At 60.4% G+C, this 25,406-nt stretch carries 29 protein-coding genes, 1 tRNA gene, 1 pseudogene and 1 riboswitch; of the genes and pseudogenes, 19 read left to right on the top strand and 12 right to left on the bottom strand.

Features of this window, described 5'->3' with window-relative positions:
• Positions 1-6 precede the first annotated feature (6 nt).
• The 5 genes from araH (at position 7) to pyrF (ending at position 4,867) form a co-directional block, all read left to right on the top strand.
• Complete coding sequence (gene araH, locus ACSQ83_RS13080; RefSeq protein ID WP_436228415.1) at positions 7-999, top strand: L-arabinose ABC transporter permease AraH; 993 nt, start codon at positions 7-9, stop codon at positions 997-999.
• 17 nt (positions 1,000-1,016) lie between these two features.
• Positions 1,017-1,808 (top strand): SDR family NAD(P)-dependent oxidoreductase, encoded by a 792-nt coding sequence (locus ACSQ83_RS13075; RefSeq protein WP_436228489.1) that lies wholly within the window; start codon positions 1,017-1,019, stop codon positions 1,806-1,808.
• Positions 1,805-2,683: an SMP-30/gluconolactonase/LRE family protein gene (locus tag ACSQ83_RS13070; protein ID WP_436228414.1), complete on the top strand. Its 879-nt coding sequence runs from the start codon at positions 1,805-1,807 to the stop codon at positions 2,681-2,683. The genes ACSQ83_RS13075 and ACSQ83_RS13070 overlap by 4 nt, the downstream gene beginning before the upstream one ends.
• Before the next feature lie 159 nt (positions 2,684-2,842).
• Positions 2,843-3,952 (top strand): aldose 1-epimerase, encoded by a 1,110-nt coding sequence (locus tag ACSQ83_RS13065; RefSeq protein WP_436228413.1) that lies wholly within the window; start codon positions 2,843-2,845, stop codon positions 3,950-3,952.
• Between the two features lie 99 nt (positions 3,953-4,051).
• On the top strand, positions 4,052-4,867 hold the full coding sequence (gene pyrF / locus ACSQ83_RS13060; protein ID WP_436228412.1) for an orotidine-5'-phosphate decarboxylase: 816 nt from the start codon (positions 4,052-4,054) through the stop codon (positions 4,865-4,867).
• Positions 4,868-4,888: 21 nt separating this feature from the next.
• Here pyrF and miaA read toward each other — a convergent pair whose 3' ends face one another.
• Both miaA and mutL read right to left on the bottom strand, forming a co-directional pair.
• Positions 4,889-5,827, bottom strand: coding sequence for a tRNA (adenosine(37)-N6)-dimethylallyltransferase MiaA (gene miaA / locus ACSQ83_RS13055; RefSeq protein ID WP_436228411.1), 939 nt, complete (start codon positions 5,825-5,827; stop codon positions 4,889-4,891).
• Positions 5,824-7,824: a DNA mismatch repair endonuclease MutL gene (gene mutL / locus ACSQ83_RS13050; RefSeq protein WP_436228488.1), complete on the bottom strand. Its 2,001-nt coding sequence runs from the start codon at positions 7,822-7,824 to the stop codon at positions 5,824-5,826. Before mutL ends, miaA begins: the two co-directional genes overlap by 4 nt.
• Positions 7,825-8,116: 292 nt before the next feature.
• Here mutL and ACSQ83_RS13045 point away from each other — a divergent pair, with 292 nt between their 5' ends.
• The 6 genes from ACSQ83_RS13045 (at position 8,117) to ACSQ83_RS13020 (ending at position 11,710) form a co-directional block, all read left to right on the top strand.
• Complete coding sequence (locus ACSQ83_RS13045) at positions 8,117-8,776, top strand: VTT domain-containing protein (RefSeq protein WP_436228410.1); 660 nt, start codon at positions 8,117-8,119, stop codon at positions 8,774-8,776.
• 212 nt (positions 8,777-8,988) lie between these two features.
• Entirely contained in the window at positions 8,989-9,165 is a 177-nt protein-coding gene (locus ACSQ83_RS13040; RefSeq protein WP_436228409.1) for a hypothetical protein, read from the top strand.
• Positions 9,166-9,221: 56 nt separating this feature from the next.
• Positions 9,222-10,142, top strand: a complete 921-nt coding sequence (locus tag ACSQ83_RS13035; RefSeq protein WP_436228408.1) for a peptidoglycan DD-metalloendopeptidase family protein — start codon at positions 9,222-9,224, stop codon at positions 10,140-10,142.
• Between the two features lie 43 nt (positions 10,143-10,185).
• Positions 10,186-10,740 carry an outer membrane protein assembly factor BamE domain-containing protein gene (bamE, locus tag ACSQ83_RS13030; protein WP_436228407.1) on the top strand — a complete coding sequence of 185 codons (555 nt, stop codon included), beginning with the start codon at positions 10,186-10,188 and terminating at the stop codon, positions 10,738-10,740.
• 147 nt (positions 10,741-10,887) lie between these two features.
• Positions 10,888-11,232: a hypothetical protein gene (locus tag ACSQ83_RS13025; protein ID WP_436228406.1), complete on the top strand. Its 345-nt coding sequence runs from the start codon at positions 10,888-10,890 to the stop codon at positions 11,230-11,232.
• Between the two features lie 145 nt (positions 11,233-11,377).
• Entirely contained in the window at positions 11,378-11,710 is a 333-nt protein-coding gene (locus ACSQ83_RS13020) for a DUF4148 domain-containing protein (RefSeq protein WP_436228405.1), read from the top strand.
• Positions 11,711-11,764: 54 nt separating this feature from the next.
• Here ACSQ83_RS13020 and ACSQ83_RS13015 read toward each other — a convergent pair whose 3' ends face one another.
• On the bottom strand, positions 11,765-12,163 hold the full coding sequence (locus ACSQ83_RS13015) for a DUF3293 domain-containing protein (protein ID WP_436228487.1): 399 nt from the start codon (positions 12,161-12,163) through the stop codon (positions 11,765-11,767).
• 264 nt (positions 12,164-12,427) lie between these two features.
• Here ACSQ83_RS13015 and ACSQ83_RS13010 point away from each other — a divergent pair, with 264 nt between their 5' ends.
• The 6 genes and pseudogenes from ACSQ83_RS13010 to ACSQ83_RS12985 form a co-directional block, all read left to right on the top strand.
• Positions 12,428-12,907 (top strand): helix-turn-helix transcriptional regulator, encoded by a 480-nt coding sequence (locus ACSQ83_RS13010; protein ID WP_436228404.1) that lies wholly within the window; start codon positions 12,428-12,430, stop codon positions 12,905-12,907.
• A 165-nt stretch (positions 12,908-13,072) separates the two neighbouring features.
• Positions 13,073-13,258, top strand: coding sequence for a hypothetical protein (locus tag ACSQ83_RS13005; RefSeq protein WP_436228403.1), 186 nt, complete (start codon positions 13,073-13,075; stop codon positions 13,256-13,258).
• 220 nt (positions 13,259-13,478) lie between these two features.
• On the top strand, positions 13,479-13,919 hold the full coding sequence (locus tag ACSQ83_RS13000) for a hypothetical protein (RefSeq protein ID WP_436228402.1): 441 nt from the start codon (positions 13,479-13,481) through the stop codon (positions 13,917-13,919).
• Entirely contained in the window at positions 13,916-14,590 is a 675-nt protein-coding gene (locus ACSQ83_RS12995; protein ID WP_436228401.1) for a hypothetical protein, read from the top strand. Before ACSQ83_RS13000 ends, ACSQ83_RS12995 begins: the two co-directional genes overlap by 4 nt.
• Positions 14,591-15,061: 471 nt before the next feature.
• Entirely contained in the window at positions 15,062-15,331 is a 270-nt protein-coding gene (locus ACSQ83_RS12990; RefSeq protein ID WP_436228400.1) for a hypothetical protein, read from the top strand.
• A gap of 282 nt (positions 15,332-15,613) precedes the next feature.
• Positions 15,614-15,928: pseudogene (locus ACSQ83_RS12985) on the top strand (ATP-binding protein); the annotation flags it as partial.
• 90 nt (positions 15,929-16,018) lie between these two features.
• Here the strand turns inward: ACSQ83_RS12985 and ACSQ83_RS12980 are convergent.
• The 9 genes from ACSQ83_RS12980 to ydfG all read right to left on the bottom strand — a co-directional run bounded on the left by ACSQ83_RS12980 (position 16,019) and on the right by ydfG (position 22,774).
• A tRNA-Lys gene (locus ACSQ83_RS12980) sits at positions 16,019-16,094 on the bottom strand.
• 150 nt (positions 16,095-16,244) lie between these two features.
• Positions 16,245-16,994, bottom strand: coding sequence for a tol-pal system protein YbgF (gene ybgF, locus ACSQ83_RS12975; RefSeq protein ID WP_414949540.1), 750 nt, complete (start codon positions 16,992-16,994; stop codon positions 16,245-16,247).
• A 27-nt stretch (positions 16,995-17,021) separates the two neighbouring features.
• Positions 17,022-17,528, bottom strand: coding sequence for a peptidoglycan-associated lipoprotein Pal (pal, locus tag ACSQ83_RS12970; protein ID WP_299705380.1), 507 nt, complete (start codon positions 17,526-17,528; stop codon positions 17,022-17,024).
• A 44-nt stretch (positions 17,529-17,572) separates the two neighbouring features.
• On the bottom strand, positions 17,573-18,865 hold the full coding sequence (gene tolB / locus ACSQ83_RS12965) for a Tol-Pal system beta propeller repeat protein TolB (protein WP_436228399.1): 1,293 nt from the start codon (positions 18,863-18,865) through the stop codon (positions 17,573-17,575).
• A 115-nt stretch (positions 18,866-18,980) separates the two neighbouring features.
• Complete coding sequence (tolA, locus tag ACSQ83_RS12960; RefSeq protein ID WP_436228398.1) at positions 18,981-20,078, bottom strand: cell envelope integrity protein TolA; 1,098 nt, start codon at positions 20,076-20,078, stop codon at positions 18,981-18,983.
• Positions 20,075-20,521: a protein TolR gene (gene tolR / locus ACSQ83_RS12955; RefSeq protein ID WP_299705386.1), complete on the bottom strand. Its 447-nt coding sequence runs from the start codon at positions 20,519-20,521 to the stop codon at positions 20,075-20,077. Before tolR ends, tolA begins: the two co-directional genes overlap by 4 nt.
• A gap of 10 nt (positions 20,522-20,531) precedes the next feature.
• Positions 20,532-21,209, bottom strand: coding sequence for a protein TolQ (tolQ, locus tag ACSQ83_RS12950; RefSeq protein ID WP_299705389.1), 678 nt, complete (start codon positions 21,207-21,209; stop codon positions 20,532-20,534).
• 190 nt (positions 21,210-21,399) lie between these two features.
• Positions 21,400-21,915: a tol-pal system-associated acyl-CoA thioesterase gene (ybgC, locus tag ACSQ83_RS12945; protein WP_436228397.1), complete on the bottom strand. Its 516-nt coding sequence runs from the start codon at positions 21,913-21,915 to the stop codon at positions 21,400-21,402.
• Positions 21,916-22,027: 112 nt separating this feature from the next.
• Entirely contained in the window at positions 22,028-22,774 is a 747-nt protein-coding gene (gene ydfG / locus ACSQ83_RS12940; RefSeq protein ID WP_414949535.1) for a bifunctional NADP-dependent 3-hydroxy acid dehydrogenase/3-hydroxypropionate dehydrogenase YdfG, read from the bottom strand.
• 336 nt (positions 22,775-23,110) lie between these two features.
• A riboswitch (ZMP/ZTP riboswitch) is annotated at positions 23,111-23,210 on the top strand.
• A 163-nt stretch (positions 23,211-23,373) separates the two neighbouring features.
• Between ydfG and glyA the strand changes: the two genes are divergently transcribed.
• On the top strand, positions 23,374-24,621 hold the full coding sequence (glyA, locus tag ACSQ83_RS12935; protein WP_436228396.1) for a serine hydroxymethyltransferase: 1,248 nt from the start codon (positions 23,374-23,376) through the stop codon (positions 24,619-24,621).
• A gap of 3 nt (positions 24,622-24,624) precedes the next feature.
• Positions 24,625-25,107 carry a transcriptional regulator NrdR gene (gene nrdR / locus ACSQ83_RS12930; protein ID WP_414949532.1) on the top strand — a complete coding sequence of 161 codons (483 nt, stop codon included), beginning with the start codon at positions 24,625-24,627 and terminating at the stop codon, positions 25,105-25,107.
• The last annotated feature ends 299 nt before the right edge of the window (positions 25,108-25,406 follow it).

Below are 25,406 nucleotides of genomic sequence, written 5' to 3'. Positions count from 1 at the left end.
GACATCATGGAAGTCAGGGAAAACATTACCAACACGCTGGTGCCAGCGAAAAACGACAAGCAGAAGTGGTGGCAGCAGATCACCGAATACAGTCTCGTCGTGATCTTCGTCTTGATGTTCATCACGATGTCGCTCACGGTCGATCACTTCTTCTCGATCGAGAACATGCTCGGCCTGGCCCTGTCGATTTCGCAGATCGGCATGGTCGCTTGCACGATGATGTTCTGCCTCGCCTCGCGCGATTTCGACTTGTCGGTCGGGTCCACGGTGGCGTTCGCCGGCGTGCTTTGCGCGATGGTGTTGAACGCGACAGGTAACACGTTTATTGCGATTATCGCGGCGGTGGCGGCGGGCTCGGCGATCGGTTTCGTGAACGGCGCGGTCATTGCGTACTTGCGGATCAACGCGCTGATTACTACGCTGGCTACGATGGAAGTCGTGCGCGGGCTTGGGTTTATCGTCTCGCACGGGCAGGCGGTGGGCGTGTCGTCGGATACGTTTATTGCGCTTGGCGGCTTGACCATGTTCGGCGTCTCGCTGCCGATCTGGGTCACGCTGGCTTGTTTTATCGTGTTCGGCGTGCTGCTGAATCAGACGGTGTACGGGCGGAATACGCTCGCGATCGGCGGTAACGCGGAAGCGTCACGTTTGGCAGGTATTAATGTAGAACGCACGCGTGTCTGGATTTTCCTGATCCAGGGCGCGGTGGCCGCGCTCGCCGGGGTGATCCTGGCGTCACGGATTACGTCGGGTCAACCGAACGCCGCCGACGGCTTCGAGCTCAACGTGATTTCCGCGTGCGTGCTCGGCGGCGTGTCGCTGCTGGGTGGCCGCGCGACCATCTCGGGCGTGGTGATCGGCGTGCTGATCATGGGTACGGTCGAGAACGTGATGAACCTGATGAACATAGACGCGTTCTATCAGTACCTCGTGCGCGGCGCGATCCTGCTTGCCGCAGTGCTGCTCGATCAGTTGAAGAATCGCGGCTCACGAGACTAAATGTGGGGTTGAAGCAAATGGCCAGTTCAGTCGATAAAAACCTCGCGCGCTATCCGAGCCTTGCCGGAAAAGTCGTGCTGATCACCGGCGGCGCAACGGGCATTGGCGCGGCGTTCGTCGAGCATTTCTTCGATCAGGGCGCGAAGGTCGCCTTCTTCGATATCGATACGGACGCCGGCGAGGCGCTCGCCGATCAGCTCGGCGCGGATCTGGCCGATGGTCAGTTCCGGCCCATGTTCCTGCGCGTCGATCTCACGAATATCGACGCGTTGCGCAAAGGCATCGCCGATGTTCGCAGCACGCTGGGGCTTATCGGCGTGCTCGTGAACAACGCGGCGAACGACAAGCGTCACAAGATCGAGGACGTCACGCCCGAGTCCTACGACGCGGGTATCGCGGTGAATCTGCGCCATCAGTTTTTCGCGGCGCAGGCGGTTATCGACGACATGAAGCAGCTTGGCGGCGGGTCGATCGTAAATCTCGGCTCAATTAGCTGGATGCTTAAACAAGGCAATTTCCCGGTCTACACCACGGCAAAGGCCGCCATTCAAGGTATGACGAATGGCCTCGCGCGCGATCTCGGCCCGTTCAATATCCGGGTCAACACGCTCGTGCCGGGCTGGGTGATGACCGACAAGCAACGTCGTCTGTGGCTTGACGACGCCGGCCGCCGCGCGATCAAGGACGGCCAGTGTATCGATGCCGAATTGCTGCCCGTGGATCTCGCGCGCGCCGCGTTGTTCCTGGCATCGGATGACAGCAGCATGATGACCGCGCAGGAAGTGGTCATTGACGGAGGCTGGGCATGAAAGCGGATCTGCTGGTCGACAGTCAGTGTGCGCTGGGTGAAGGCGCGACGTGGTGCGCTGAAACCGGGCGCTTTTACTGGACGGATATTGAAGGCGAGCGTCTGTGGCGCTACGATCCCCGCGATGCCAGCAGCGTTTCGTTCGACATGCCGGAACGGCTTGCGTGCTTCGCGTTATGCGCCGATGCTGACATGCTACTGCTCGGCCTGGCTTCGCGTTTGGCGTTTTTTAACCTGAAGACTGGCGTGATCGAAACGATCATGACGGTGGAAGCCGATCTGCCGACGCGCATCAACGACGGCAAATGCGATCGCCAGGGCCGCTTTGTGTTCGGGACGAAACACGACGTGGCGACGGCGGAGAAGATTGGCGGGTTTTATCGATTGAACCTGGATTTGTCGCTCGAGCGCTTGCCGCTTGGCGAGTGCGCGATTTCGAACAGCATCGCGTTCAGTCCGGACGGATCGCGCATGTATTTCTGCGATTCGCCGGAGCGCGTGATTCGCGTATGTGACTACGATTCGTTTGGCGCCCAGCGCGTGTTTGTCGAGTTGACGGATGCGACCGGTGAGCCGGACGGGTCTGCCGTCGATAGCGATGGCGGCCTGTGGAACGCTCAGTGGGGCGGCAGGCGTGTAGTGCGTTATGACGCCGATGGCCGCGAGACAGCGCGTATCGACGTGCCGACGGCGCAGCCGAGCTGCGTCGCATTCGGTGGCGCGCAACTCGACACCGCATACATCACGAGTGCGCGGGTCGGATTAGATGCGGACGCGTTGCTGGACGATCCGCACGCGGGTGGGATTTTTGTTGCGACACCGTTGGCAACGGGTATCGCCGAGCCGGTGTTTCGCGGGCATAACCATACGCATTGAGCGGATGTGGATGCGGCGTGCGCTATACGCGTCGCGCTGCAGAGCCGCAGCAAAAATATGAGGCGGTGCGCATGACGCGCTGCCCGCAGCATCCCGGGCACGCTGGCGCCTCAGGCCAGGACCACGGGATTGATCGCCTCTCGTTCGGAGTCAGCCACCATGACCGTTGCCCGCCCAGCAGGAAGCTCCACGCCACCACCAGCGTCGTCCCGGCCAGCCGTGCCCAGCCGCCGATCGAAGCTCGCGGCCGCAACTGAGCCGCCAATTCGCCCGGGACCCGCCACGTCGGTCGTCGCGATGGGTGGCGCGGGCGTCAACGGTTGCATCACGCTCGCTAACGCGCAACTACGTCTCGATGTCGCGCCGGCGCTTGGCGGCGGTATCACACGCTTCGACTGGCGCAGCGACGGCGCGCTCGTGCCCGTCTTCCGGCCGTGCCTCGCACCGAGCGCGGCCACCGATCCGAATGAACTCGCGTGTTATCCGCTGCTGCCGTATTCGAATCGCATCGGCGGCGGGCGGTTTCAATTTCTCGGCCGCGGTGTCGATGTGCCGTGCAACCGGCCCGGTGAGCCGCTGCCGCTTCATGGCGATGGCTGGCTGGGCGCGTGGGACGTGGCCTCCGAGAGCTCGACGCATGTGCGGCTGACGCTCGATCGTCGCAATGGCTCGCCCTATTCGTACACGGCGAGCCAGTCGTTCATGCTGGAAGCGTCGACGCTGGTGGTGACGCTCTCTGTCGAGAATACAGGGCGTGATGCGTTGCCGTTCGGGCTTGGATTGCATCCGTTCCTCACCCGCGAAGCCGATACCGAGTTGTCAGCGGCCGCCGATGGCTTGTGGCTTTGCGGCGACGATTTCCTGCCAATCCGTCACGTTCCGGCGCCGCCCGCGTGGCAATTCGGCGTGGCTTACCCCATGCCCGCCGCGATGGTGAACAACGCGTTCACCGGGTGGAGCGGGCGTACGAGCGTGATGTGGCCGAAGCGGCGCTTGTCGCTGACCATTTGCGCCGATACCGACTACTACGTGCTCTACGCGCCGGCTGGTCAGAATTTCTTCTGCTTTGAACCCGTCGATCACCCGATCAACGCGGTGAATCTGCCCGGCGGCGGCGCAGCTCACGGCATGACGGTGCTGGCGCCAGGCGAGCGCCTGACCCGCGAGTTCAGCTTTACGGTTGAACGGTCGGGGGAAGCGAAGCGGCGTGGACGGCCGAAGCAGCCTGCAGGGCAGAAAGCGCGCAAGACGGCGGTGGCGGCGCGTTAGCGATTAGCGGGATCGCTGCGCGTGAAGGAACGTGGCGGCGGCGCGTTAAAATGCGGCATCGCTTATCAGCCTTCTTCAGCCTTCTCGCCCCGGATGCCCATGTCTTTCATCGAATCGCTCAATGCCGCGTGGTCGCGGACCCAATCCCTGCTTTGTGTCGGGCTCGACCCGGAGCCTTCAAAGTTTCCGGGTGCGTTGAAGGGGCGTGCTGATTCAATCTTCGAATTTTGCCGCGACATTGTCGACGCGACGGCGCCCTATGCCTGTTCGTTTAAACCGCAGATTGCGTATTTCTCCGCGCATCGGGCGGAAGATCAGCTTGAGCAGTTGATCGAGCATATTCATGCCAGGCATCCGGGATTGCCGGTGATCCTGGACGCCAAACGTGGCGATATCGGCAGCACCGCCGAGCAATACGCCATTGAAGCGTTTGATCGATATAAAGCCGATGCCGTTACCGTCAATCCTTACATGGGGTTTGATTCGGTTCAGCCGTACCTGGAACATGATGGAAAGGGTGTGATCGTGCTGTGCCGCACGTCGAATGCCGGCGGCTCGGATCTGCAGTTTCTTGAAGTCGATGGAACACCGGTTTATCAGATCGTGGCGCGGCTTGCGGCTGAGAAGTGGAATGCGAACGGGCAGTTGGGGCTTGTGGTTGGCGCGACGTTTCCTCGCGAAATTGAGGTCGTGCGTTCAATTGTTGGCGATATGCCGCTTTTGATTCCGGGCATTGGCGCTCAAGGTGGCGATGTTGAAGCGACTGTTCGTGCCGGACGCGATTCGTCGGGCAAAGGCGGAATGCTGATCAATTCCTCGCGCGCGATTATCTATGCCGGCAAAGGCGATGATTTTGCCGATGCCGCGGCCGAAGCGGCGCGCCGGACGCGGGACGCGATTAACGCGGTGGTTTGAAGCGTTTTCTCGTCGATCTGGTTATCCATCAATGGCCTTCTGAATTTGAGCCAGCGCCGCCTCGGTGGCGCCTTCTACGGCGCAATCCACAATCGTTCGATTCTCAATGCTTCTCAGCCACGTCAGTTGGCGTTTGCACAACTGACGCGTCGCGAACACGCCTTTATCGCGCATGGTTGCGTAGTCGATAGTCCGGTCCAGGTATTCCCAGACTTGCCGATATCCCACACAGCGCATTGATGGCATGGCCGGCGTTAAATCACCCCGCGCGCGTAACGCCTCGACTTCTTTAATCAGGCCCGCTTTCAACATATCGTCGAAGCGCTTTTCTATCCGCTTATGCAGCACGCTTCTATCTGATGGCTCCAGCGCGATCGGGACAAATTCAGGTTCGCTTTCCTGACTCTTTTTCGGGTCTTTCAATATCGCGGATAAAGCCCTGCCACTCAGCAGGAACACTTCCAGCGCACGCTGGATTCGCTGCGAATCGTTGGGCGCGAGTCGCGCTGCGGTTTCCGGATCAATCGCAGCCAGTCGCGCATGCAAGGCCGGCCAGCCATCGCGTGCGGCTTCTTCATCGAGTGCCGCGCGCATTTCCGGATTCGCTTCCGGTAAATCATTTAAGCCGCGCGTCAAAGCCATGTAATACAACATGGTTCCGCCGACCAATAACGGAATGCGTCCACGTGCTTCAATCTCCGCCACCAGCTTCAACGCATCATTGCGGAATTGAGCAGCTGAATACGATTCAGTCGGATCGATGATATCGATTAGATGATGCGGCGCCAGCGCGCGTTCTTCCGCAGTCGGTTTAGCCGTGCCTATATCCATGCCGCGATAAACCAGCGCCGAATCAACGCTAATGATTTCCACCGGCCGGCGCTGTGCGAACGCCAAAGCCGCAGCCGTTTTCCCCGATGCTGTCGGCCCAAGCAAACAAGCAATTCGCCGCGCGCTCATTGTCCGCGCATGAAAAGTCGATCGAGATCGCCGAGGGTCAACTGGAACCAGGTCGGACGGCCGTGGTTGCACTGGTCGCCGCGCTCGGTGGCTTCCATCTGGCGCAGCAGGCCGTTCATTTCGTCCAGCGTCAGCCGCCGGTTTGCCCGCACCGCATGATGGCAGGCGAGCGTGCCGAGCAATTCATGCTGGCGCTCGGTCAACACCCGCGAGCCGCCGTAAGCCTGCAAATCCGAAATCACCGCCCGCGCGAGGGATTGCAAATCGGCATCTTTCAGCAGCGCAGGGACCGCGCGGATCGCGATCGAACCCGGCGACAGAATCGCCAGATCGAATCCCAGCGCGTCGAGTACTTCGCGTTCTTCCTCGACCACGCCCATTTCGACGGCATCGACGGTCATCGTCACCGGAATCAGCAACGGTTGAACCGCGATTGCGCGGTCAGCCAGCGAGTTCTTGAACTGCTCGTAGAGGATGCGCTCGTGGGCCGCGTGCATGTCCACGATGATCAAACCCTGCGCATTCTGCGCCAGCACATAGATGCCGTGAATCTGGCCGAGCGCGAAGCCCAACGGCTGCTCATCGGCAGCCATATCCGGCGCGCCGGGCATCGAGGCGTAGAGCGGAGCGCTGGGCTGATTCGGGGAATAGGTGTCTGTCGTTACGCTGCCGGCAAGCGTCGCGCCCTGCGGCGTGCCTGCGTTCACATCGCGGCGGCCGAACAGCGCGTCGTAGAGCGCCAGCGGCTGCGCAACCGGCAGATTGCCTTGCGTCATCCGAGATTGCCGCAGCCAGTTCGTACCGGTGTCGTTTCTCTGCCCGGGCGTTGAGTCGCTGTTCAGCGCACCACCGAAACCCGCGCCCGCATACGGCCGTGCACTAAACGAAGCGATTCCCGTCGGCTCCAGCTGCGCGGCGTGACCACCGGCCGTCGTTTCCGGCGATGCCCCCGCGTTACGCGCCAATGCCCGCTGCACCGCATGGAACACGTATTGGTGAATCGAGCGCGAATCGCGGAAACGTACTTCGATCTTCGATGGATGCACGTTCACATCGACGGATTCCGGCGGCAAATCGAGGAACAGCACGTACGACGGATACCGGTTGCCGTGCAGCACGTCCTCATACGCGGCGCGCACGGCGTGCGTCAGCAGCTTGTCGCGCACGAAGCGTCCGTTGACGAAGAAGTATTGCTGGTCGGCGCGGCCGCGGCTCGCGGTGGGCAGGCCGGCGCAGCCATACACGGCCAATGGTCCGGCGCGTTCGTCGAGCGGCAGATGCGCGGTGGCGAAGACATCGCCGAGAATTTTTGCCACGCGCGTGGACGGGTCCGACGCGTTCCAGTGCTCGACGGCTTTGCCGTTGTGAATCACCGATATCGCGATGTCCGGCCTCGCCAGCGCCACGCGCCGGATCACTTCGAGGCAGTGCCCGAGTTCGGTCTGCTCGCTTTTCAGGAATTTGCGGCGCGCGGGCGTGTTGAAGTACAACTCGCGCACTTCCATCGTGGTGCCGATCGTTCCGGCCGCCGGCGAAATAGCGCCGGTCTGGGCATCGATCTTCGTAGCATGCGCGCAAGTCGCGGTCCGGCTGGTGATGAAAAGCTCCGCCACCGATGCAATCGACGCCAACGCCTCGCCGCGAAACCCCAGCGACGCCACCGCTTCCAGCTCGGCGAGCGAGCGGATCTTGCTGGTGGCGTGGCGCAACAAAGCTAGGGAAAGCTCGGCGGGGGGAATGCCGCAGCCATCGTCGACGATCATGATGCGTTTCACGCCGCCTTCGTCGAGCGTGATTCGCAAGCTCGACGCGCCGGCATCCAGCGCGTTTTCGAGCAATTCCTTGACCACGGACGCCGGCCGTTCCACCACCTCGCCCGCCGCGATCTGGCTGATCAGCTGGTCGGGCAGTGGCTGTATGGCGCGCGAGGCGCGCGGCAAGCGCCCGGCGGCGGCGGAATCGGAAATCGTGTCGGATGAATCGATGAGATCGGGCATGCCGAAATTATAAAGCTTCACGCCCGTGAACGATTTCGCCGCCGTCCGGTCTGCCACTACGCGTTCGCCGGAGTCATCGAACGGCGAGCTGGTCTACGCGTTGCGGAGCGGCGCAAACCGGCCGATTGGCGTGAAAACCCGCCAATGAGACCGCGCTTCGCGAATTTTCGGGCGTCGAGTTCGGTATCATGGCGCGACTGTTTTTATCGCAACGTTTTTGCAACGATATGCCCGCGCATGCACGCAGTCGTTGCCAGTTTTCCGCTTATTTCATCTTGGTCGAGGCCCTCTTTTGGATACGCTGCTGTCATTCCTGAGTCTTATTCTCCATATCGACAAATCGCTTGGATTTTTCATCCAGCATTACGGCGGCTGGGTGTACGCGGTGCTGTTCCTGATCGTGTTCTGCGAAACCGGACTCGTGGTGTTTCCGTTCCTGCCGGGCGATTCGCTGTTGTTCATCGGCGGCGCGTTTGCGGCGAGCGGATCAATGGATCTCGGTGCGTTGATCGTGCTGCTGCTGATCGCGGCGATCCTCGGGAACACGGTGAATTACTGGATTGGCCGCGCGATCGGCCCCAAGGTCTTCGATACCCACATTCCCGTGCTCGAACGTTTCCTCGATCGCGAAGCGCTTCGCAAGACGCAAGGTTTCTATGAGCGCCATGGCGGCAAAACCATCGTTCTCGCGCGCTTCGTGCCGATCGTGCGGACGTTTGCGCCATTTGTAGCGGGCGCATCGGCGATGAAAGCTTCGCGTTTTCAATTGTTCAACATACTCGGCGCACTGTTCTGGGTATTGCTGCTCGTATTGCTCGGTTATTTCTTCGGCAATATTCCGTTTATTCGCCAGTACCTGAACGTGATCGCGCTGATCGGCGTGTGCGCGGCAATCGTGCCGATTGCGCTGGGCGCATTGTGGAAAGTCATGCGGCGTAAATCGGGTAATTAAGCCTGATTGATTGGTTCAAGCGCGCGGTTCAAAAGCGTGAATATGACGGGCAAAGTATTCGGCCTGCCGGCGTCTTCGCCGCCAAAACGTAAAAGGTTAGAATGCCGAATTGTTGGCTCGGTGTTTCGAATATCGAGATGAACGACGCTGGTATTTCGTGAATAAACGTTAAATGTTTTATGCTGGCGAAGGTTGGCGAGGTCTTATAGCAAATGCTGGAACGAACAAGAAGTGAATCGGGAGCGGTGCGTAACTGGCGCCGTCTCAGGCTGGTGGTGGCGGTGCTGGGTGTAACGGCGCTGCTCTCCGGCTGCGGGATTTTTGGCTGCGGCGGCAGCGCGACGAACGGCGGGGCTTTTGGCGGATGTGGCGCCGGCATGCGGTTCTGAGCGCTCGGAAGCAGCCCGGAAATATCAATATCTGGAAGTCAGGGAAGACGGCAAGCATGGCGGTATCGCGTTCAGGTAATTCAGGATGGGCCGTCAACGGCCGCGGGGGAGTGCTCGGTGCGCTCGTTTCCATTGGCGTGGCCGTTTCGATAGCCGGTTGCGGGACGGCGATGACGCCCGCGCCTATCGTCGAGCAGTCCACGGGCGGCGCGAGTTCGCCAGCGGTGATCCCTACTACGCCGCCGGGCGCCGGGTCAGCGGCTGGACCGTCCGCCATCGCGCCGGTGCAGGCGGATGCCGGGCCGGGGTTTTATCGCGTGAAGCCGGGCGATACGCTTTATGGCATCGCCCGTGCGCAAAAGCAGCGCCCGTCCGACCTCATCAAGTGGAACAACCTGCCCGAAAGCAAACAGGTCAACATCGACCAGTTGTTGCGCGTCGCGCCGTCGGGTAGCACGGGCACGGCCGCCAGCGCTGACGACTGGAGCAAACAGGCTTCATCGGCGGCGCCATCGAAGGCCGGGCCGCCGATCATCGGCGCACCGGCCGCGACCGCGAGCAACAACAGCGCCCCGGCCGACACCAGCACGCCCGCAATCAACTCGAAGGGCGCGTGGCTCACGTGGCCGGCACAAGGCGACGTGATCACGAAGTTCGGCGAAGGCGGCAGCAAGGGTATCGATATTGGCGGCAAGCTCGGCGAACCGGTGAAAGCCGCGGCGGCGGGCAGGGTCGTGTATGCGGGCAGCGGTTTGCGCGCTTACGGCCAGATGATCATCGTCAAGCACAGCAACGACTTCCTGACTGCCTATGCGCACAACGGCAAGCTGCTGGTGAAGGAAGGCGATACCGTCCGCCAGGGTGCGAATATCGCGGAAATGGGGAACGGGCCGAGCAACAAGCCGTTGCTTCACTTCGAACTGCGCAAGTCGGGGCAGGCCGTGGATCCGGTGCCATCATTGAAGAAGGCCGGCTGATGAACACGGTGCAGAGCGCGCGTGCAACGGGAGCGAGGCCGATATGAAACGGTTCCTGCTCGCCACCGCGTGCGTGTCTGCCGTGCTGCTTGCGGGCTGCAACGACCAGCAAAACGCGGATGCCATGAACAAGCTCAAAGCGTTCTTTAACGCCGTCAAACCGGACACCTTGCTGCTGAAGGACCTGACGCCGGGCGTGACGACCGAGGCGCAGATTCTCGACCAGATGGGCGAACCCGAAACGACGCGCAACTATACCGACGGCTCGAAGCGCTTCGAATATCCGCGTGGTCCGGCGGGGACGAACACCTATTTCGTCGATATCGACCGTAACGGCAAGTTCGTTTCGGTCACGCAAGTGCTGACCGCTGCGAACATCGCCAAGATACGGCCGGGCATGTCGCAGGACGAAGTGCGGCGCTTGCTGGGCAAGCCGACGACCATCGCCGAATATCCGCTCAAGCAAGAGCGCGTGTGGAGCTGGCATTGGGAAGAGGGCGGCGTGACGCGTGACGCCATGTTCAATGCGCATTTCGGCCCCGATGGCATCGTGACGACGACGTCGCGATCGGAAGCGCTGGGCGGCGGAAAGCATTGAGTCGCGTGGCGGGGCGTTTCAACATCGCGGTACCCATACCGATGGATCACCACAAATCAAGACACGCGCCTGAGCGCGAGGCACTCATGGCGCTGGCGGCAAGCCATCGCGCGGACCGGGCGGTGGCGTTTGCAACGCTTGGGACCCATGAAATGGCTAACGCGGGCTGGCAATGCGAGCGCGGGCCACGCGTGGGACGACGGCGTCAGCGCCGCGCAGAACGTGCGCTGCATGAACTGCGCTTCGCAGCGCCGCGAGCAGCATACCGAGCGTCTCAAGGCGCTTGCTGAGGAGCGGGGCGGGAGATTGCTGTCGGCGAGCTATGTCGATGCCATCACGCCGTTGCGATGGGAATGCGCGTTCGGACATAGCTGGGACGTGCAAGCGGAAGTTGCCACGCGACGATGGTGTGCTGAGTGCATGCGTCAAGGCGTGTACGACGCGCCGACACCGTATCGTACAGAAGAAGCAATCGCACGCGACGGCTGGTAGTCCTCGATCTGACACTAATGACGAGTGCAACTCAGCGCTAAGCGTCGCCCGGCACCCTCGCAAATTATTTTCGATTTATCCGGAATAGACGGGAAAAAAATGGGTTCGCCCTAGTACCAACCCGTTAAACACTCTGGAGTCGAAAATGAAAAAGATCGCCCTGTTCGTGATGTCCGCCGCTGTTCTCGCATCGTCAAGCGCATTTGCTCAGTCTCAAGGACTGACGCGCGCCGATGTCCGTCAGCAACTCGTTGAAGCGCAACAAGACGGGTCACAGCGCGTTAGCAACGCGTCGTATCCCGATGTCGCTCGCATCTATACAAATCAGGTCACGCAGGCAAAGCAAGGCGCGTCGGCCTATGGCGGCGTTGCAGCCGGCTCGAGCGCCAGCTCGTCGCGCTCGGCGAATATGGGCAGCCCGAGTCACGAAGCCTGTGTCGGGCCGTACAGCTTCTGCAACATCTACGCGGGTTCTTGATAGCGGCACTGGTCTGAGAATTTTAGGGTGCGCCACATTAACCGCTTGCACGAATTATCGTAGCAGGATCAGTTGAGGCACGGTGTCTGAACCGCACCATACGATTGCATTTTGCGCGTGTCTCGTACCAAGTTGTTTGGCATCACTAAGTTTCAGGCCAAGGACGAGGAAACTCGGTTCACCCGCCCATGTTCCCGAAGGATGCTCGCCGATCCCTTCGATAAAACGCAGGCTCATTATTGCAAGCTGCTCAGCAAGTGCAGCTTGCCGGGCCGCGTTCACCGTTGTGCTGGTCAATGTGCTCAACGGATTCGCCGCGGTAATAAACGCACTACAGTCGACGCCGAAGGTCCGATGAAGTTTGGCCAGATCGGGATTGGCGTGCCCTACACGTAGCGTTACCGGGGCATCGCCCAAGACACGATAATGGGTTTCCTCATAAGCCCGGAGCATGTCCGGGTCGATGGCCGAATTGAATTGCAAAGCAATCTCCTTGGCGTTGCTGCGAGAGCCGTCCGTATGTTGTAGAAATCGTATCAGACTGCCGCGGTGCGTTGTTGCGTGCGCTTGGGCGCGTTTAGTCTGATAGCGAGGCGACGTTACACGTTACGGAACTGGCAGATCAATTAGATGTTGCGGCCGAGATACCTGCGCAAAAATGTAGGATATATTTTACATATTCGATATCGTGTTTTCCGTTCTGGCGCAGGAGTAATCATGCAACTCTACGAGATTGGTCAGTCAGTCGCGAGACGGCGGGCGGAGCTCGACCTGACGCAAGCGCAACTCGCGAAGCTTAGCGGGCTCTCCCGGTTCACGGTCAACCAGCTTGAGACTGGCAAGGTGAAGGATCTGGGAATCAACAAACTTATCTCGCTTCTCACTGTTCTTGGGATCGAACTGACGGCCAGTCCGAGGCCCGAACAAAAGGGGCTGTTCAAGGCATCCGTTAGCGCGAACGTGAGCTACAAGGGGAAGCTGACGGAAGCCCAACTTGCTCGCGCATTCGCAACGGGAGAAATTCCCGCCGGCTATGAGCCGCAGGTTTCCGTCATTCTGGATGAGGTGCCTGTGCCGGTTGTGGTTAAAGCTGTTGAGGAGGCGGCTAGATCGTCGGGCGTCGCGCTTAAGAAGATCTGGAAAAATCTCGCTGCGTGGTCGAAAGACCTGCATCTCTATCGTCGGGTGTGGGAGTGATGACTGGGGCCGCGATGGAACAGGTCTGGAGCGCTGCGGTGTCCTTGGCGGCGGTGATCTGTTCGCATCTGGCTCCGATGCACTGGCGCTAACTGCGGCTGTCCGCTCGCATCGTCCTAGTTGCACTGTGGGCTCGTTGCGCTGTCGGTAGTACTGAGGGGGCAGGTGAATATCCTAGCGTTTGCGCATCAGCACGCCGCTGACCAGCGGGAGCCGACTGTTCCGGTAGTCGCGGCACTTTCGGTCGAGATCGTATCCCCTGGCCGCTGCCTCACGACTATCACGCAGGACATCGCGAAAGTCGGTGTGGATCTGGCACATGTCGTTGAGCGCCGCTATGTCGGCGATTGACCAGGTGCGCGTGCGAGCAAGTCCAACGCGCACGGCAGGTCGGTGGGCCCGATCGCCGGAGGGTCATGAAGGGCCGCGAATGCCTGTCGAAACGCGGCGAATGGGTGTATGAACCACTTCCCAGCTCGCGAAGCGAAGCGTTCCTTCGTCGATGCCGAGTCGATACCGTTTCCGGGGCAATCACTGCCGCGCTTGCCACCGCGGCGAAAGGAACAAAGGAATGAAACATTCAATTATTAAGCCACGGCGCCCATCCGGATCCGGCTGGGTTCAGGGTCCCGCTCCAGACGCACGCGTCGCGCGCGGTTTTGAGAGCGAGACCTGGTATCACTGGCCATCTGCTCTTTACGTTATCAGCGCAGTGGAGGCCGCTGCCGCCGAGGGCGGAATGGACGAGGGATCAGAGTTTCACGTCAGCATCAGCCTGCAGCCGATGAATCGAGTGCCCGAGCGGTGCACAACAGCTGACGCGCCTTGGGTGTGTGCTCAGTTCGATCTGCTCGAGACCGAGGAAGACAACCACGTGCCTAATGGCTTTGTTCGCTATTTCGGGCGCCCCGGCACTGATCGCCTGATTGGGCTCGAGTGTGCCTGCAAGGACGATGAACCGGCGGTCGTCGAAGACAAGGGCGATTTCACCTGGCGCGGGATCACGCGATGAAAGAAATCCCGATTCTATTCAGCGCCGCCATGGTGCGAGCGCTGCTCGACGGCAGCAAGACGCAAACCCGACGAGTCGTTAGCGCACAGCCGGAGGTGAGCGACAAAGGCAACCTCATGGGCGAATGGTTTAGGCGGCCGCTGGATGGTCTGCTATGTCCGCGCCTGCAGAACATCACAATCTACTCACCCTACGGCCAGCCGGGCGACCGTCTGTATGTGCGGGAACGGTGGGCAGTCGGCGCGCGCGCAGACGTCTTTGCGCCGCGCGAGCTGGACCCCGGCACCTGGTTACAAGACAATGGTGGCCTTTGGTTCGAAGCGGACCGCGCCGAGCCAGCGCACGCATTTAGCCCGCGCGGGACGTGGCGTCAAGGCATGTTCATGCCGAAGTGGGCATCGCGGATCTGGCTGGAGAACATTGGTGTGCGCGTCGAGCGGTTGCAGGACATCAGCGAAGCCGATGCGATCGCCGAAGGCATCGAGTCTTTTAAGACCGATGACCCTGACTTCCAGGACATGTGGCGGGACTACTACGAGGACGGCAGCGCATCGGGTAACCCGATTGGATCATATATGTCGCTCTGGAACACCTTGAATGCCAAGCGTGGCTATGGATGGGACCTCAACCCTTGGGTCTGGGTGGTGGAATTTAAGAGGATCAAACCATGAGCGAAACAAAGACACTGGGCGACGTGCTGCCCGAAGAAATCCCGCGAGTGACTGAGATCCTCAGCCATTGATGATTAAGGCCTCGCTCGAGCGCGCGACACGATCGCTGGCCAGCGGCGATATTGGCCTGATGCTCGTGTGCCTCAATGACTTGAGGAATACAGCGAATGACGACTGCCTATCCGCTTGCGTGGCCACCTTTGATGCCGCGCGCGACGCGCCGGTAAAAGCGGCCTTCAAGACCACGGTCACCGGCGCGCTTAAGAAGGTCCAGGACTCGCTTCGCCGATTCCGCGCAGACAGTGGGCGACCGCTCGTCGACATCGTGCTTTCGTCAAACGTCACCCTTGGCGCAGACCTTCCTAAGGATCCTGGAGTGGCCGTATGGTTCACCCGGGACGGGGCGCACTCCTGCATCCCCGTTGATGGCTACGGGCAGACGCCGGCGGCGAACCGGCAGGCGATCATCACGTGCTCGAGGCGCGTCGCGTCGAGCTGCCTCACGGTACCTTGGCGCTGGTCCGCGCGACGGTTGTGGGATTCAAGGCGTTGCCCGTGCCACCGGGCACGAAGACGTGGCGCGAGCTGCTCGGCGTCGCGGCGACAGAACGGAACATGGCGACGATGCGGGCGGCTTTTAAGCGCCTGGCAAGCGCAGCTCATCCGGACAAGGGTGGAACCCACCAGACAATGGCAGATCTCAACGCCGCTCTCGTGGCGGCCGAAAAGGCATTGTCATGACCCAGTTCGATATGTTCGAAGAGGACCCGCCATCGGTGGCGACGCGCCGGACACCTGGTACCGAGCCGACCTATCCGCCGGCCGTCGAGCTCGAACCGTTACCGCTCGAGCTACGCGTCAAACCAGCGCTAGATGCCTGGACCCGCGAAACACAACGGATCCACATCATTGCGCAACCACGCAACTTGACGCGCCTGCGACCTGCGGGTGACGTCCAGCGGGTTCACTGCATCTTCCAGAACGCTCCGCTTGTGCTGCCGAATCTGAACGGCCTGAGAGGTCACCCGTACGAGCGAACTTGGACAGAAGCTGGGGGCTGCGCGCAAGAGCCTGCAGCTTTCCTCTGCACTCGCCAAGCTCGATCGTTTCGACCTCATCAATCTGGACGACCTGATGTACGCGAGAAAGGACCAGGCTGGAACCAGCGTGCTATTCGAACCGACCGCCGAGAGGTACGAGCGCAAAAGCCTTTTAAACACGGCCAACCAGCCTTTCTCCGGCTGGAATGACGTCTTCCCTGACCCGGGCATGACAGTGGCCGCGATTGACCGGCTCGTACACCATTCGACGATCTTCGAGCTCAGCGTCGAAAGCTAGAGGGCCTGCAAATTATGACTTTGAGGAGCGGGGTTGCTTTTGCGGAGCAAACGAAAAAGGGCTCAGCTTGCGCTGAGCCCTTCATGTCTTTGGTAGGCCGTACGGGATTCGAACCTGTGACCAACGGATTAAAAGTCCGCTGCTCTACCAGCTGAGCTAACGACCCAAAGAGCCGAAATTATAGTCACACGTACCATAACTTGTCAACGGAGCGTAAAAAAGCACCGCATCATGGAACGGAGAAAAACCTAAAGAAAAAGCCCGCAGCAACCACGCTACGGGCTCTTTCAACGAGAGGCGCAAAGACCAGCTTCGCTTACTTCACCTGCGACATCTTACTTTGAGCCGACTGCGCGGCTTCCGTTCCACCGTACTGCGAGATGACCTGATCCAGCGTCTTTTTCGCGGCCGCTTTCTGACCCTGTTCAATCTGGTTGTTCGCGATCGCGAGCAGCGCATCGGCTGCCCGCGGATGCGTCGGATATTTCGTCACCAGATTTTGCCAGGTTGCTGTCGATCCCTTGTAATCACGCAGAGCGTACTGCGCATTACCCAACCAATATTGCGCGGTCGGCTGGTAAGGGCTGTCCGGATACTTGGCGACAAACGTCTTGAACGACGCCGCAGCATTCTTGAAGTCGCCGTTACGGAACTGCGTTGACGCCGCGTTGAACGATTCAGTCTCGCCGGGTTGCACCGTCCCTTGCACGCCATCCACCGTCTGCTGCTGCGGTTCGAACTTCTTCAACCGGCCATCGAGGTCGGTGTAGTAGTCCTTTTGCTGCTTTTGCACCGTCGTCAATTGGTTGGCCAAGTCCTCGTTCTGGCCTCGAAGCGTAGCGACCTGCTGATTCAACTGGTCGAGACGATTCGATTGATCGAGGATCGTGCGCTGAGCGGCGGACAACTGGCTGGCCAGACTGTCCGTTTTCGTGCGCAAATCGAGCACGGCTTTACGTGCTTCATTGTCATCAAACAACGCCGCGTGCGCCGACCCGCCGACCACGGCCGAACCTAACAAACATGCAACTGCGACCGCGCGCAGCGAGGGGAAGCGATACAACATACGGCGACTCACCCGTGACTGGTTACGTTACTGTTGATAAGCGAGGTCAGCGCGGCGATTCTGCGCCCACGACGACTCGTCATGCCCGGTTGCCTGCGGCTTTTCCTTGCCCAGACTCACGGCTTCCATTTGCGAATCGGCTACGCCCAGCAGCGACATTGCGCGACGCACCGCTTCTGCACGCTTCTGGCCCAGTGCCAGGTTGTACTCGCTCGTGCCGCGTTCGTCGGTGTTGCCCTGGATCAGGACATGACGATCCGGGTGGCTTTTCAGATACTGCGCGTGTTGTTGCAGCAGCGGCTGATAGTCGTCACGAACAGCGTAGCTGTCGAAGTCGAAGTAAATGCTGCGTTTTGCCAGCGGGCTGTTCGGATCGTTCAGCGGGTCGACGTTGACCTGTTGAACGGCGTTCGCGTCGGGTTGCGTGCCGATCGCGCCTTTGTTTGCACCTTCATCCAGCTTGACGCCTGAATGACATGCGGCCAATGCACCGACCATCGCCACTGCAAAGCCGAAACGAATTTTAGACATCATGGTTACTCTCCTTGTGTGTTGCTGCTTAAGTTATTGCGTGAGGTTTATTGCATGAACGGACCCCAGGATGGCTCGCGTACGCTGCCCCCCTGAAGCGACAAGACTTGCCGCGTACGACCATCGGTCGATACGGCAGCCAACACGCCACGCCCGTCCACCTGGGTGGCGTAGAGGATGTACTGACCATTCGCCGCGAAACTGGGCGATTCGTCATGCGTGGTGTCGGTCAGGCCCGTCGCCGTGCCGGACCCGAGGTCCAGCAAATACAGCTTGAAGGCGCCGCCAACACGCGAAATGTACGCAATCTGCTTGCCGTCCGGGCTCACTCGCGGGCTTGTATTGTAATTGCCCGTGAATGTGACGCGCTGTGCCTGGCCGGCGCTTTCGCCGTTCGCCGACATCTTGTAGATCTGAGGCTGGCCGCCGCGGTCGCTCGTGAAATAAATCGTGTTGCCATCGGGAGAGTAAGCCGGCTCGGTGTCAATCGAGCTGCCCTGCGTCAGGCGACGCAAACCACTGCCGTCTGCGTTCACCTGGAAAATCTGCGTGTTGCCGGTAGTCGACAAGGCGACCGCGAGCTTGCGGCCGTCCGGTGACCATGCCGGTGCACTGTTATTGCCTTTCTGATTCGATACGATCACACGCTTGCCTGTGGGCAGGTCGTGGATATAAACAACGGGCTTTTTCTTTTCGAACGAGACGTACGCGACCTTGGTGCCATCAGGCGACCACGCCGGCGAGATGATCGGTTCGGGGCTGGACAGCGCAATACGCGCATCCTGACCATCGGAGTCCGAAATCTGCAACTGATACCGGCCGCCGGTCTTGATCACGTACGACAAGCGCGTCGCGAAAACACCACGATCACCCAGCAATTTTGCGTAGATATAGTCCGCAATCTTGTGCGCACTCATGCGCAGGCCGCTTTCCGGGCTGACGAGCGACAGGCCGCCCAAGCTTTGCTGCTTGACCGTGTCGTATAGCCGGAAGCGCACTTCGTACTGACCGTTCGGCAGGCGATTCACGCTGCCGGAGACAAACGCGTCCGCGCCTTTGGCTTTCCAGCTGCCGAGATCGACCGAGTCCGTTTCCGACACAGGCGTACCGCCCGCATCAATATTCGTGAATTTCCCGCTGCGCGCCAAATCCTGACGAACAATCGCGCTGATCTGCTGCGGCGAACTGGCTTCGTTGGCAAACGTGGCGGTGGCAATAGGAAATTGGGTAGAACCCACGCCCGTGACAAGCACGTTCAACTGCGCGTGGGCAGCGGTGCCCGCGGCGATCAGGCAGGATGCAACAAGTGTTTTCAGGCCAAGCTTCGTCATCAAACTCATGTATCTGGTTCCAGAAAAGCGATTTTTAAACTACCGGCGGCAGCAGAACAGACCGCCGGATGCACAATTCGTTCCCGTTAGGGCTCACTGTGCACCGTCGTTTTACCATGTCTGTTCAACCACCCGCCGGACGCAATGTGATCGTAAACGTGCCGGGCGCCTGGCCGTTGGTATCCAGGGGCATCGGATCCGAGCGCTGAACTGCGCGCAACGCCGCCTGGTCCCACTGCTCATTGCCGCTCGAGCGCTGAATCGTTGACGACAACAACGTACCCGTCGACGGCGACACGCGTACCGAGACCACCGTCTCAAGTCCCGCCGTTTCCCCCGCCCACACGATGTTCGGACGCACGCGACGCTGCACCTTCTCCGCATAGCCCGCCGACGTTGCCGTCCCACCCGCGCCGTGACCCGTGCCACTCTTGGCGAGCCCGTCACCGCTTGAACTCGTGCCCCCGCCAGCCTGACCTTGCAGCGCTGCCAAACGGGCGTTACGTTCCTTATCAAGCTTGGCCTTCGCCTGCGCGTCGGCCTGGGCCTTGGCTTTAGCCTTCGCATCCGCCTGAGCCTTGGCCTTGGCGTCTGCCTGTTCTTGTGCCTTCGCTTCGGCTTCCTTCTGCTGCGCCGCGGCTTTCGCTGCGTCAGCTTCCTTCTCTTTAGCCTGTTGCGTCTTCTGCTGCTCGAGCTTTTGTTGAGCGAGCTGCTTTTGCTTATCGGCTTGCTTTTGCTTGTCCTGAACCACCTTTTGCGCGGCTAAAGCAGCTTGCTGCGCGGCCTGCTGTGCTGCGAGCTGCTGCTGGCGCTTCGCTTCGGCTTCCTGATCGGCCAGCTGTTGCGCCCGCTGCTGTTCGGCGAGTTGCGCGGCGCGCGCTGTCGCCTCCTGCTGTTTACGCTTCTTTTCCTGCAAGGCGATGTCAGCGTCCTCGTCCTTCGCCGGCGGCGGCGCGGGCTGCACCTTGATCGGCGGGGCGGGCGGCGGCGTAACGCGGGGCGTAGGCACCGACAGATCCGGGATCTCGGTCCACAGCTCCGCCTCGGCGCCCGCCGGGGTGTTGTTTTGCCAGTTGACGCCGTGATACAGGAGGATGCCAAGCAGCACGTGCATCAGCGCGGCGAGCGCGAACGCCTTCCATGTCCCGCGTTCACGCGGCGGACGGATGGGGCGCGCGCTGGTCCGCGCGCCTGGGTGCCCGCTGGGCTGCTGATTCATCATTGCGATTTAACTAACAATCCGACTCGTTTGACGCCTCGCGCCTTCATATCGGACATTACGTTCATGACGACTTCATATTTCACGGTCTTGTCGGCGGCAATCACGACCGGCTGGTCGGGATGCGACTCTTGCCGATTCAGCACGAAAGTCTTGAGGTCGCCTTCGGTCATGTTCTGCTGCTGCGCCGCGCCGCCGTCGTCCTTGTAGCGCACGTTCATGCTGCCGTCGGCCTTGATATTGACCACGACGGGGGGCGTTTGCTCCTGCGGCGCTGCATTACCGACCGTTGGCAGGTTGATGATGGACGGCGAGACGAGCGGAGCGGTCACCATGAAAATAACGAGCAACACGAGCATGACGTCGATGTACGGCACGACGTTGATGTCGGACATGGCGCGCCGTGAACTGCCGCGCATGCTGGAACGCATTGGACCTCCGGCCATTCTGAACTCCTTAGTGAGCCTGACGCTGCAAGATGTTCGAGAACTCTTCGATAAACGTTTCGAAGCGGATGGCCAGGCGGTCGATATCGTGTGCGTATCGGTTGTACGCCACCACCGCCGGAATTGCTGCGAACAGGCCGATTGCCGTTGCAACAAGTGCTTCGGCAATACCCGGCGCCACGTTCGCAAGCGTTGCCTGCTGCACGTTTGCGAGGCCGCGGAACGAATTCATGATCCCCCAGACTGTGCCGAACAAACCAATATACGGACTGACCGACCCCACCGACGCGAGAAACGCGAGGTTCACTTCAAGCACATCCATTTCACGCTGGAACGCGGCACGCATGGCGCGGCGGGACCCGTCGAGAATGGCCGCCGGATCGTTCATTCGGCGCTCTTTGCCCTTGAGGAACTCACGCATGCCCGATTCGAAGATCCGCTCGAGCGCGCCAATGGTGTGGCGGTTGTTGGCAGCGCTTTGATAAAGCGCCTGCAGGTCCCCGCCCGACCAGAAGTCCCGTTCGAAGCGCTCGGTCTGATTGCGCGCACGCCGAATGGCAAACCACTTGCGGATGATGTAGGTCCACGACAACAACGACAGTATCAGCAACAGCGCCATGACGGCCTGCGCCAACAGGCTGGCATGGATGACGAGAGAAATGATCGACAGGTCTTGTGTAGTGTTCATAAAAGTCCGCTGTTACGTCCCAAAGGGGCGTCCGAGGCGCGCTGGCCGGGAACTGTCAGGCTTTCGATAAATGACTGAAAGCGTAGGCAGGCCTGCCAGCAGATGCTCGGTACTTCTGTGCCCGCATGCCTGATGGCACGCGGGCTCGATTCGGTTCAGTTCAGGTCTTGTGGAGTCAAAGGGTCTTTGTCTACATGGGTTTTTCTGAACAAGATGTTTTAAACGGTGCTGACATCGGCACGGTTGACGCGTTAATTGAGACAGACTCTTGCGGTCCGCGACGCAACCCGTTGAGCACGCAGGCGGGAATGCCGACCGGGCGGATGGCGCCGAGACTGACCGACGCCACCTTGATGTTGCCGGACGCGAGCAAGATGCCGTCTCGCCAGGCTTCCTGATGGAAATCCACCGATGCCCGGCCAATACGCTCGATCCGGCTCATCACGTGAACGACATCGTCAAGGCGCGCCGGCGCCGAGTATTCCACCGCCGTGCGCTTGACGACGAACAATACGCCGTCTGACGCGGCCAATACACGCTGATCGATGCCGCACGCGCGCAGCCATTCAGTGCGCGCCCGTTCGAAAAACTTCAGGTAGTTCGCGTAGAAGACGATGCCGCCAGCGTCGGTGTCTTCGTAATAGACCCGGAGCGGCCAATCGAAGGTCAAGAGGCCTTTCGCCTGCTGAGGCTCGCTGGTGGACATGTTCATCCGCGCATTTTACCGGAAGCCGCGAAACGTCCGTCGAATCGTGCTGCCGGTTGCTGCTTTCCGGCAACCATCGACTGAGCGCCGGTCGTATTCACGGATACCTGGATCAGCCGCGATGCACGTTCAGCGGCCCGAACGACTGCGCGACCGGCATCAGCTCGATCGTGTTGATATTCACGTGTGCCGGGCGGGTGGCGATCCAATAGATGGAGTCGGCAATGTCTTCGGCCGTCAGCGGTTGCACGTCCTTGTAGACGTTCGCCGCCTTCGAGTCGTCACCTTTGAAGCGCACGTTCGAGAATTCAGTGCCGCCGCACAGGCCCGGTTCGATATCGGTTACGCGCAGCGCCGTGCCGTTCAGGTCTGCACGCAGGTTCAGGCTGAACTGGCGCACGAACGCCTTGGTCGCGCCGTAGACGTTGCCACCCGGATAGGGATACGTCGCCGCGACCGAACTCAAATTGAACACGTGCCCGCGATTGCGTTCGACCATGCCCGGCAACAACGCGTGCGTGACCGTGACGAGTCCCTTGCAATTGGTATCGATCATGTTGTTCCAGTCGTCGAGGCTCGCGCGCTGTGCCGGTTCCAGGCCGAGCGCCAGGCCGGCATTGTTGACGAGCACGTCGATCTGCGAAAAGGCTTCCGGGAGCGCCGCGACAGCCGATTTGATCGCGGCTTCATCGCGAACGTCGAGTTCGACGGGCAGCAGCGCGTCGCCAAGTTCCTGCGATAGCGCCAACAGACGGTCTTTGCGGCGCGCGGTTGCAATCACGCGATGGCCACCTTTTACAAACGTGCGGGCGATAGCTGCGCCGAAGCCGGCGGACGCGCCAGTGACAAATACGATCATGTGCGGATTCCGGTTGTAAGGTTGCTGTTCAGGTTATGGAAAGCGAGTGTTTCGCGCGGCGGCGCCTGGGCGCGTGCGGGAAAGCCGGACAGCGTACTTCCATTGCTGCGACGCGACAAGTTGCCAGTTTTTATGCCAGTGAATCATTCAATTCGACTGCACGGGACGACTGCACGGGACCGCCAAGCAGCGCAAATTCCGCTCCCGGCCGGCAATTTTAGCCCCTTTGTCACCTCGCACGCCGCGGCCGACGGTACTTTATGGCCTTGAAAGCACCTGTTTAAGGCGTTTTCCGGCAGTTGCCTATTCTCAGGCAGCCCATTAAACTAGGGCGCTCCAGCCCTGCGTAACTGGCGACAAGGATCTTCGGATTCAAGGTGGACTAACCCACCGGGAAGCGCAGGGTGTCGTTTTGCCGTTCGCCTGGGCAGCTGAGATCCGCACGCGCTCGTTGCGTTGCCGGTGGCTGTCCGTCTCGCGTAACCGGAGCTTCTCTCTTCCGCCTCGCTTGGGACCCATCGTGCTTCGCGCTGTAGGCGAACGCGGTGCATATGCGCACGCGCGATCCGGTCAACTGGCATCCATTCAACGGAAAACGTATGTTTGATAAAGCCCAAAGTACTATCGCTCAAGTCGATCCGGAATTGTTCGCGGCGATCGAACAGGAAAACCAGCGCCAGGAAGATCACATCGAACTGATCGCCTCGGAAAACTACACGAGCCCGGCTGTCATGGCCGCTCAGGGTTCGCAACTCACCAATAAATACGCGGAAGGCTACCCGGGCAAGCGCTATTACGGCGGCTGCGAGTACGTCGATATTGTCGAGCAATTGGCTATCGACCGCGTGAAACAACTGTTTGGCGCCGAAGCCGCCAACGTGCAGCCCAATTCCGGCTCGCAAGCCAATCAAGGCGTGTTTTTCGCCATGCTCAAGCCGGGCGATACCATCATGGGCATGAGCCTGGCCGAAGGTGGTCACCTCACGCACGGCTCGCCGGTGAACATGTCGGGCAAATGGTTCAACGTGGTCAGCTACGGCCTGAACGAAGCTGAAGACATTGACTACGACAAGACCGAAGAGCTCGCCAAAACGCACAAGCCGAAGCTGATCGTGGCGGGCGCTTCGGCATTCGCGCTGAAGATCGATTTCGAGCGATTGTCGAAGATTGCGAAGAGCGTTGGGGCGTATTTCATGGTCGACATGGCGCATTACGCCGGTCTGATCGCAGCCGGCGTTTATCCGAACCCGGTGCCGTTCGCGGATTTCGTCACGACCACGACTCATAAGAGCCTGCGCGGTCCGCGTGGCGGCGTGATCCTGATGAAGGCCGAGTACGAGAAACAAATCAACTCGGCCATTTTCCCGGGCATTCAAGGTGGTCCGCTGATGCACGTGATCGCCGGTAAGGCCGTTGCGTTCAAGGAAGCGTTGTCGCCGGAATTCAAGGCGTATCAGCAGCAAGTCGTGGACAACGCGCGGGTGCTCGCCGAAACGCTGGTGAAGCGTGGCCTGCGAATTGTCTCGGGCCGCACCGAAAGCCACGTGATGCTCGTCGACCTGCGCGCCAAGCACACTACCGGCAAGGCAGCGGAAGCTGCGCTCGGCAAGGCGCATATCACCGTGAACAAGAACGCGATTCCGAACGATCCGGAAAAGCCGTTCGTCACGAGCGGCGTGCGTATCGGCTCGCCGGCCATGACCACCCGCGGCTTTGGCGTGGCTGAGGCCGAGCAGGTGGGCAACCTGTTTGCCGACGTGCTGGATGCGCCGGAAGACGAAGCCAACCTCGAGCGCGTGCGCGCGAAGGTCGCCGCGTTGACCAAGCAATTCCCGGTCTACGGCTAAGCCATGCGCTGCCCCTTTTGCCGGCATGAAGACACGCAAGTGGCGGATTCGCGCGTGTCGGAAGACGGGGCGGCAATTCGCCGGCGGCGGCGTTGCCCCGCTTGCGACAAACGCTTCACCACGTATGAGCGCGTGGAACTCGCGTTGCCGTCGGTCGTAAAGAAGGATGGCAGCCGCACCGAATTTGATCGCGCGAAAATTGTAGCGAGCATGCAACTGGCGCTGCGCAAGCGTCCGGTTGCGGCTGACGCAGTCGACGCCGCCGTTGCGCGGGTCGAATACCAATTGCTTGGCAGCGGCGAACGCGAAGTTCGCAGCGACCGTCTGGGTGAACTCGTGATGAACGAGCTGCGCCAGTTGGACACCATTGCGTACGTGCGTTTTGCTTCGGTCTACAAACGCTTTGAAGACGTGTCCGAATTCGAGGACGTGCTCGAGGAATTCCGGCGCGCCGCGCCGCGCAAAACCAGTCCCCGCAAACGCTGAGCGTTTCTGCATTTCGATGGTCCTCTCTCGCTAGCCTGGGATCGTTTCGATAGTATGTCGAAGCTTTCGCACGTCCGATACTCGACCGATCGGCTAATGGCGGACATCGAAAATTCTCTGTAGATTGAGCGTTGATTCAGTCCAATCAATAAGGGATGCAGATGAATTGAAGATGTCCGTCAGGCTTCACGCTGGTCGAGCTTCACGCTGCTTGAACGGATGATCACGCTCGGCATGGCGGCGATCATCGCTGCGTTTGCGATGCCGGTTTATCGGGAACAGGTGGCAAGAGGGCATCG

The sequence above is a fragment of the Caballeronia sp. LjRoot29 genome (assembly GCF_964252755.1).
In the GTDB taxonomy this organism is placed as follows: Bacteria; Pseudomonadota; Gammaproteobacteria; order Burkholderiales; family Burkholderiaceae; genus Caballeronia.
This window is presented reverse-complemented; position numbering and strand designations above follow the sequence as displayed.

Excerpts from the sequence above, each read along its gene's own strand:
- araH (WP_436228415.1), top strand. The coding sequence starts at position 7 with ATGGAAGTCAGGGAAAACATTACCAACACGCTGGTGCCAGCGAAAAAC.
- ACSQ83_RS13075 (WP_436228489.1), top strand. The coding sequence starts at position 1,017 with ATGGCCAGTTCAGTCGATAAAAACCTCGCGCGCTATCCGAGCCTTGCC.
- ACSQ83_RS13070 (WP_436228414.1), top strand. The coding sequence starts at position 1,805 with ATGAAAGCGGATCTGCTGGTCGACAGTCAGTGTGCGCTGGGTGAAGGC.
- ACSQ83_RS13065 (WP_436228413.1), top strand. The coding sequence starts at position 2,843 with ATGACCGTTGCCCGCCCAGCAGGAAGCTCCACGCCACCACCAGCGTCG.
- pyrF (WP_436228412.1), top strand. The coding sequence starts at position 4,052 with ATGTCTTTCATCGAATCGCTCAATGCCGCGTGGTCGCGGACCCAATCC.
- miaA (WP_436228411.1), bottom strand. The coding sequence starts at position 5,827 with ATGAGCGCGCGGCGAATTGCTTGTTTGCTTGGGCCGACAGCATCGGGG.
- mutL (WP_436228488.1), bottom strand. The coding sequence starts at position 7,824 with ATGCCCGATCTCATCGATTCATCCGACACGATTTCCGATTCCGCCGCC.
- ACSQ83_RS13040 (WP_436228409.1), top strand. The coding sequence starts at position 8,989 with ATGCTGGAACGAACAAGAAGTGAATCGGGAGCGGTGCGTAACTGGCGC.
- ACSQ83_RS13035 (WP_436228408.1), top strand. The coding sequence starts at position 9,222 with ATGGCGGTATCGCGTTCAGGTAATTCAGGATGGGCCGTCAACGGCCGC.
- bamE (WP_436228407.1), top strand. The coding sequence starts at position 10,186 with ATGAAACGGTTCCTGCTCGCCACCGCGTGCGTGTCTGCCGTGCTGCTT.
- ACSQ83_RS13025 (WP_436228406.1), top strand. The coding sequence starts at position 10,888 with ATGAAATGGCTAACGCGGGCTGGCAATGCGAGCGCGGGCCACGCGTGG.
- ACSQ83_RS13020 (WP_436228405.1), top strand. The coding sequence starts at position 11,378 with ATGAAAAAGATCGCCCTGTTCGTGATGTCCGCCGCTGTTCTCGCATCG.
- ACSQ83_RS13015 (WP_436228487.1), bottom strand. The coding sequence starts at position 12,163 with ATGCTCCGGGCTTATGAGGAAACCCATTATCGTGTCTTGGGCGATGCC.
- ACSQ83_RS13010 (WP_436228404.1), top strand. The coding sequence starts at position 12,428 with ATGCAACTCTACGAGATTGGTCAGTCAGTCGCGAGACGGCGGGCGGAG.
- ACSQ83_RS13000 (WP_436228402.1), top strand. The coding sequence starts at position 13,479 with ATGAAACATTCAATTATTAAGCCACGGCGCCCATCCGGATCCGGCTGG.
- ACSQ83_RS12995 (WP_436228401.1), top strand. The coding sequence starts at position 13,916 with ATGAAAGAAATCCCGATTCTATTCAGCGCCGCCATGGTGCGAGCGCTG.
- ybgF (WP_414949540.1), bottom strand. The coding sequence starts at position 16,994 with ATGTTGTATCGCTTCCCCTCGCTGCGCGCGGTCGCAGTTGCATGTTTG.
- pal (WP_299705380.1), bottom strand. The coding sequence starts at position 17,528 with ATGATGTCTAAAATTCGTTTCGGCTTTGCAGTGGCGATGGTCGGTGCA.
- tolB (WP_436228399.1), bottom strand. The coding sequence starts at position 18,865 with ATGAGTTTGATGACGAAGCTTGGCCTGAAAACACTTGTTGCATCCTGC.
- tolA (WP_436228398.1), bottom strand. The coding sequence starts at position 20,078 with ATGATGAATCAGCAGCCCAGCGGGCACCCAGGCGCGCGGACCAGCGCG.
- tolR (WP_299705386.1), bottom strand. The coding sequence starts at position 20,521 with ATGGCCGGAGGTCCAATGCGTTCCAGCATGCGCGGCAGTTCACGGCGC.
- tolQ (WP_299705389.1), bottom strand. The coding sequence starts at position 21,209 with ATGAACACTACACAAGACCTGTCGATCATTTCTCTCGTCATCCATGCC.
- ybgC (WP_436228397.1), bottom strand. The coding sequence starts at position 21,915 with ATGTCCACCAGCGAGCCTCAGCAGGCGAAAGGCCTCTTGACCTTCGAT.
- ydfG (WP_414949535.1), bottom strand. The coding sequence starts at position 22,774 with ATGATCGTATTTGTCACTGGCGCGTCCGCCGGCTTCGGCGCAGCTATC.
- glyA (WP_436228396.1), top strand. The coding sequence starts at position 23,374 with ATGTTTGATAAAGCCCAAAGTACTATCGCTCAAGTCGATCCGGAATTG.
- nrdR (WP_414949532.1), top strand. The coding sequence starts at position 24,625 with ATGCGCTGCCCCTTTTGCCGGCATGAAGACACGCAAGTGGCGGATTCG.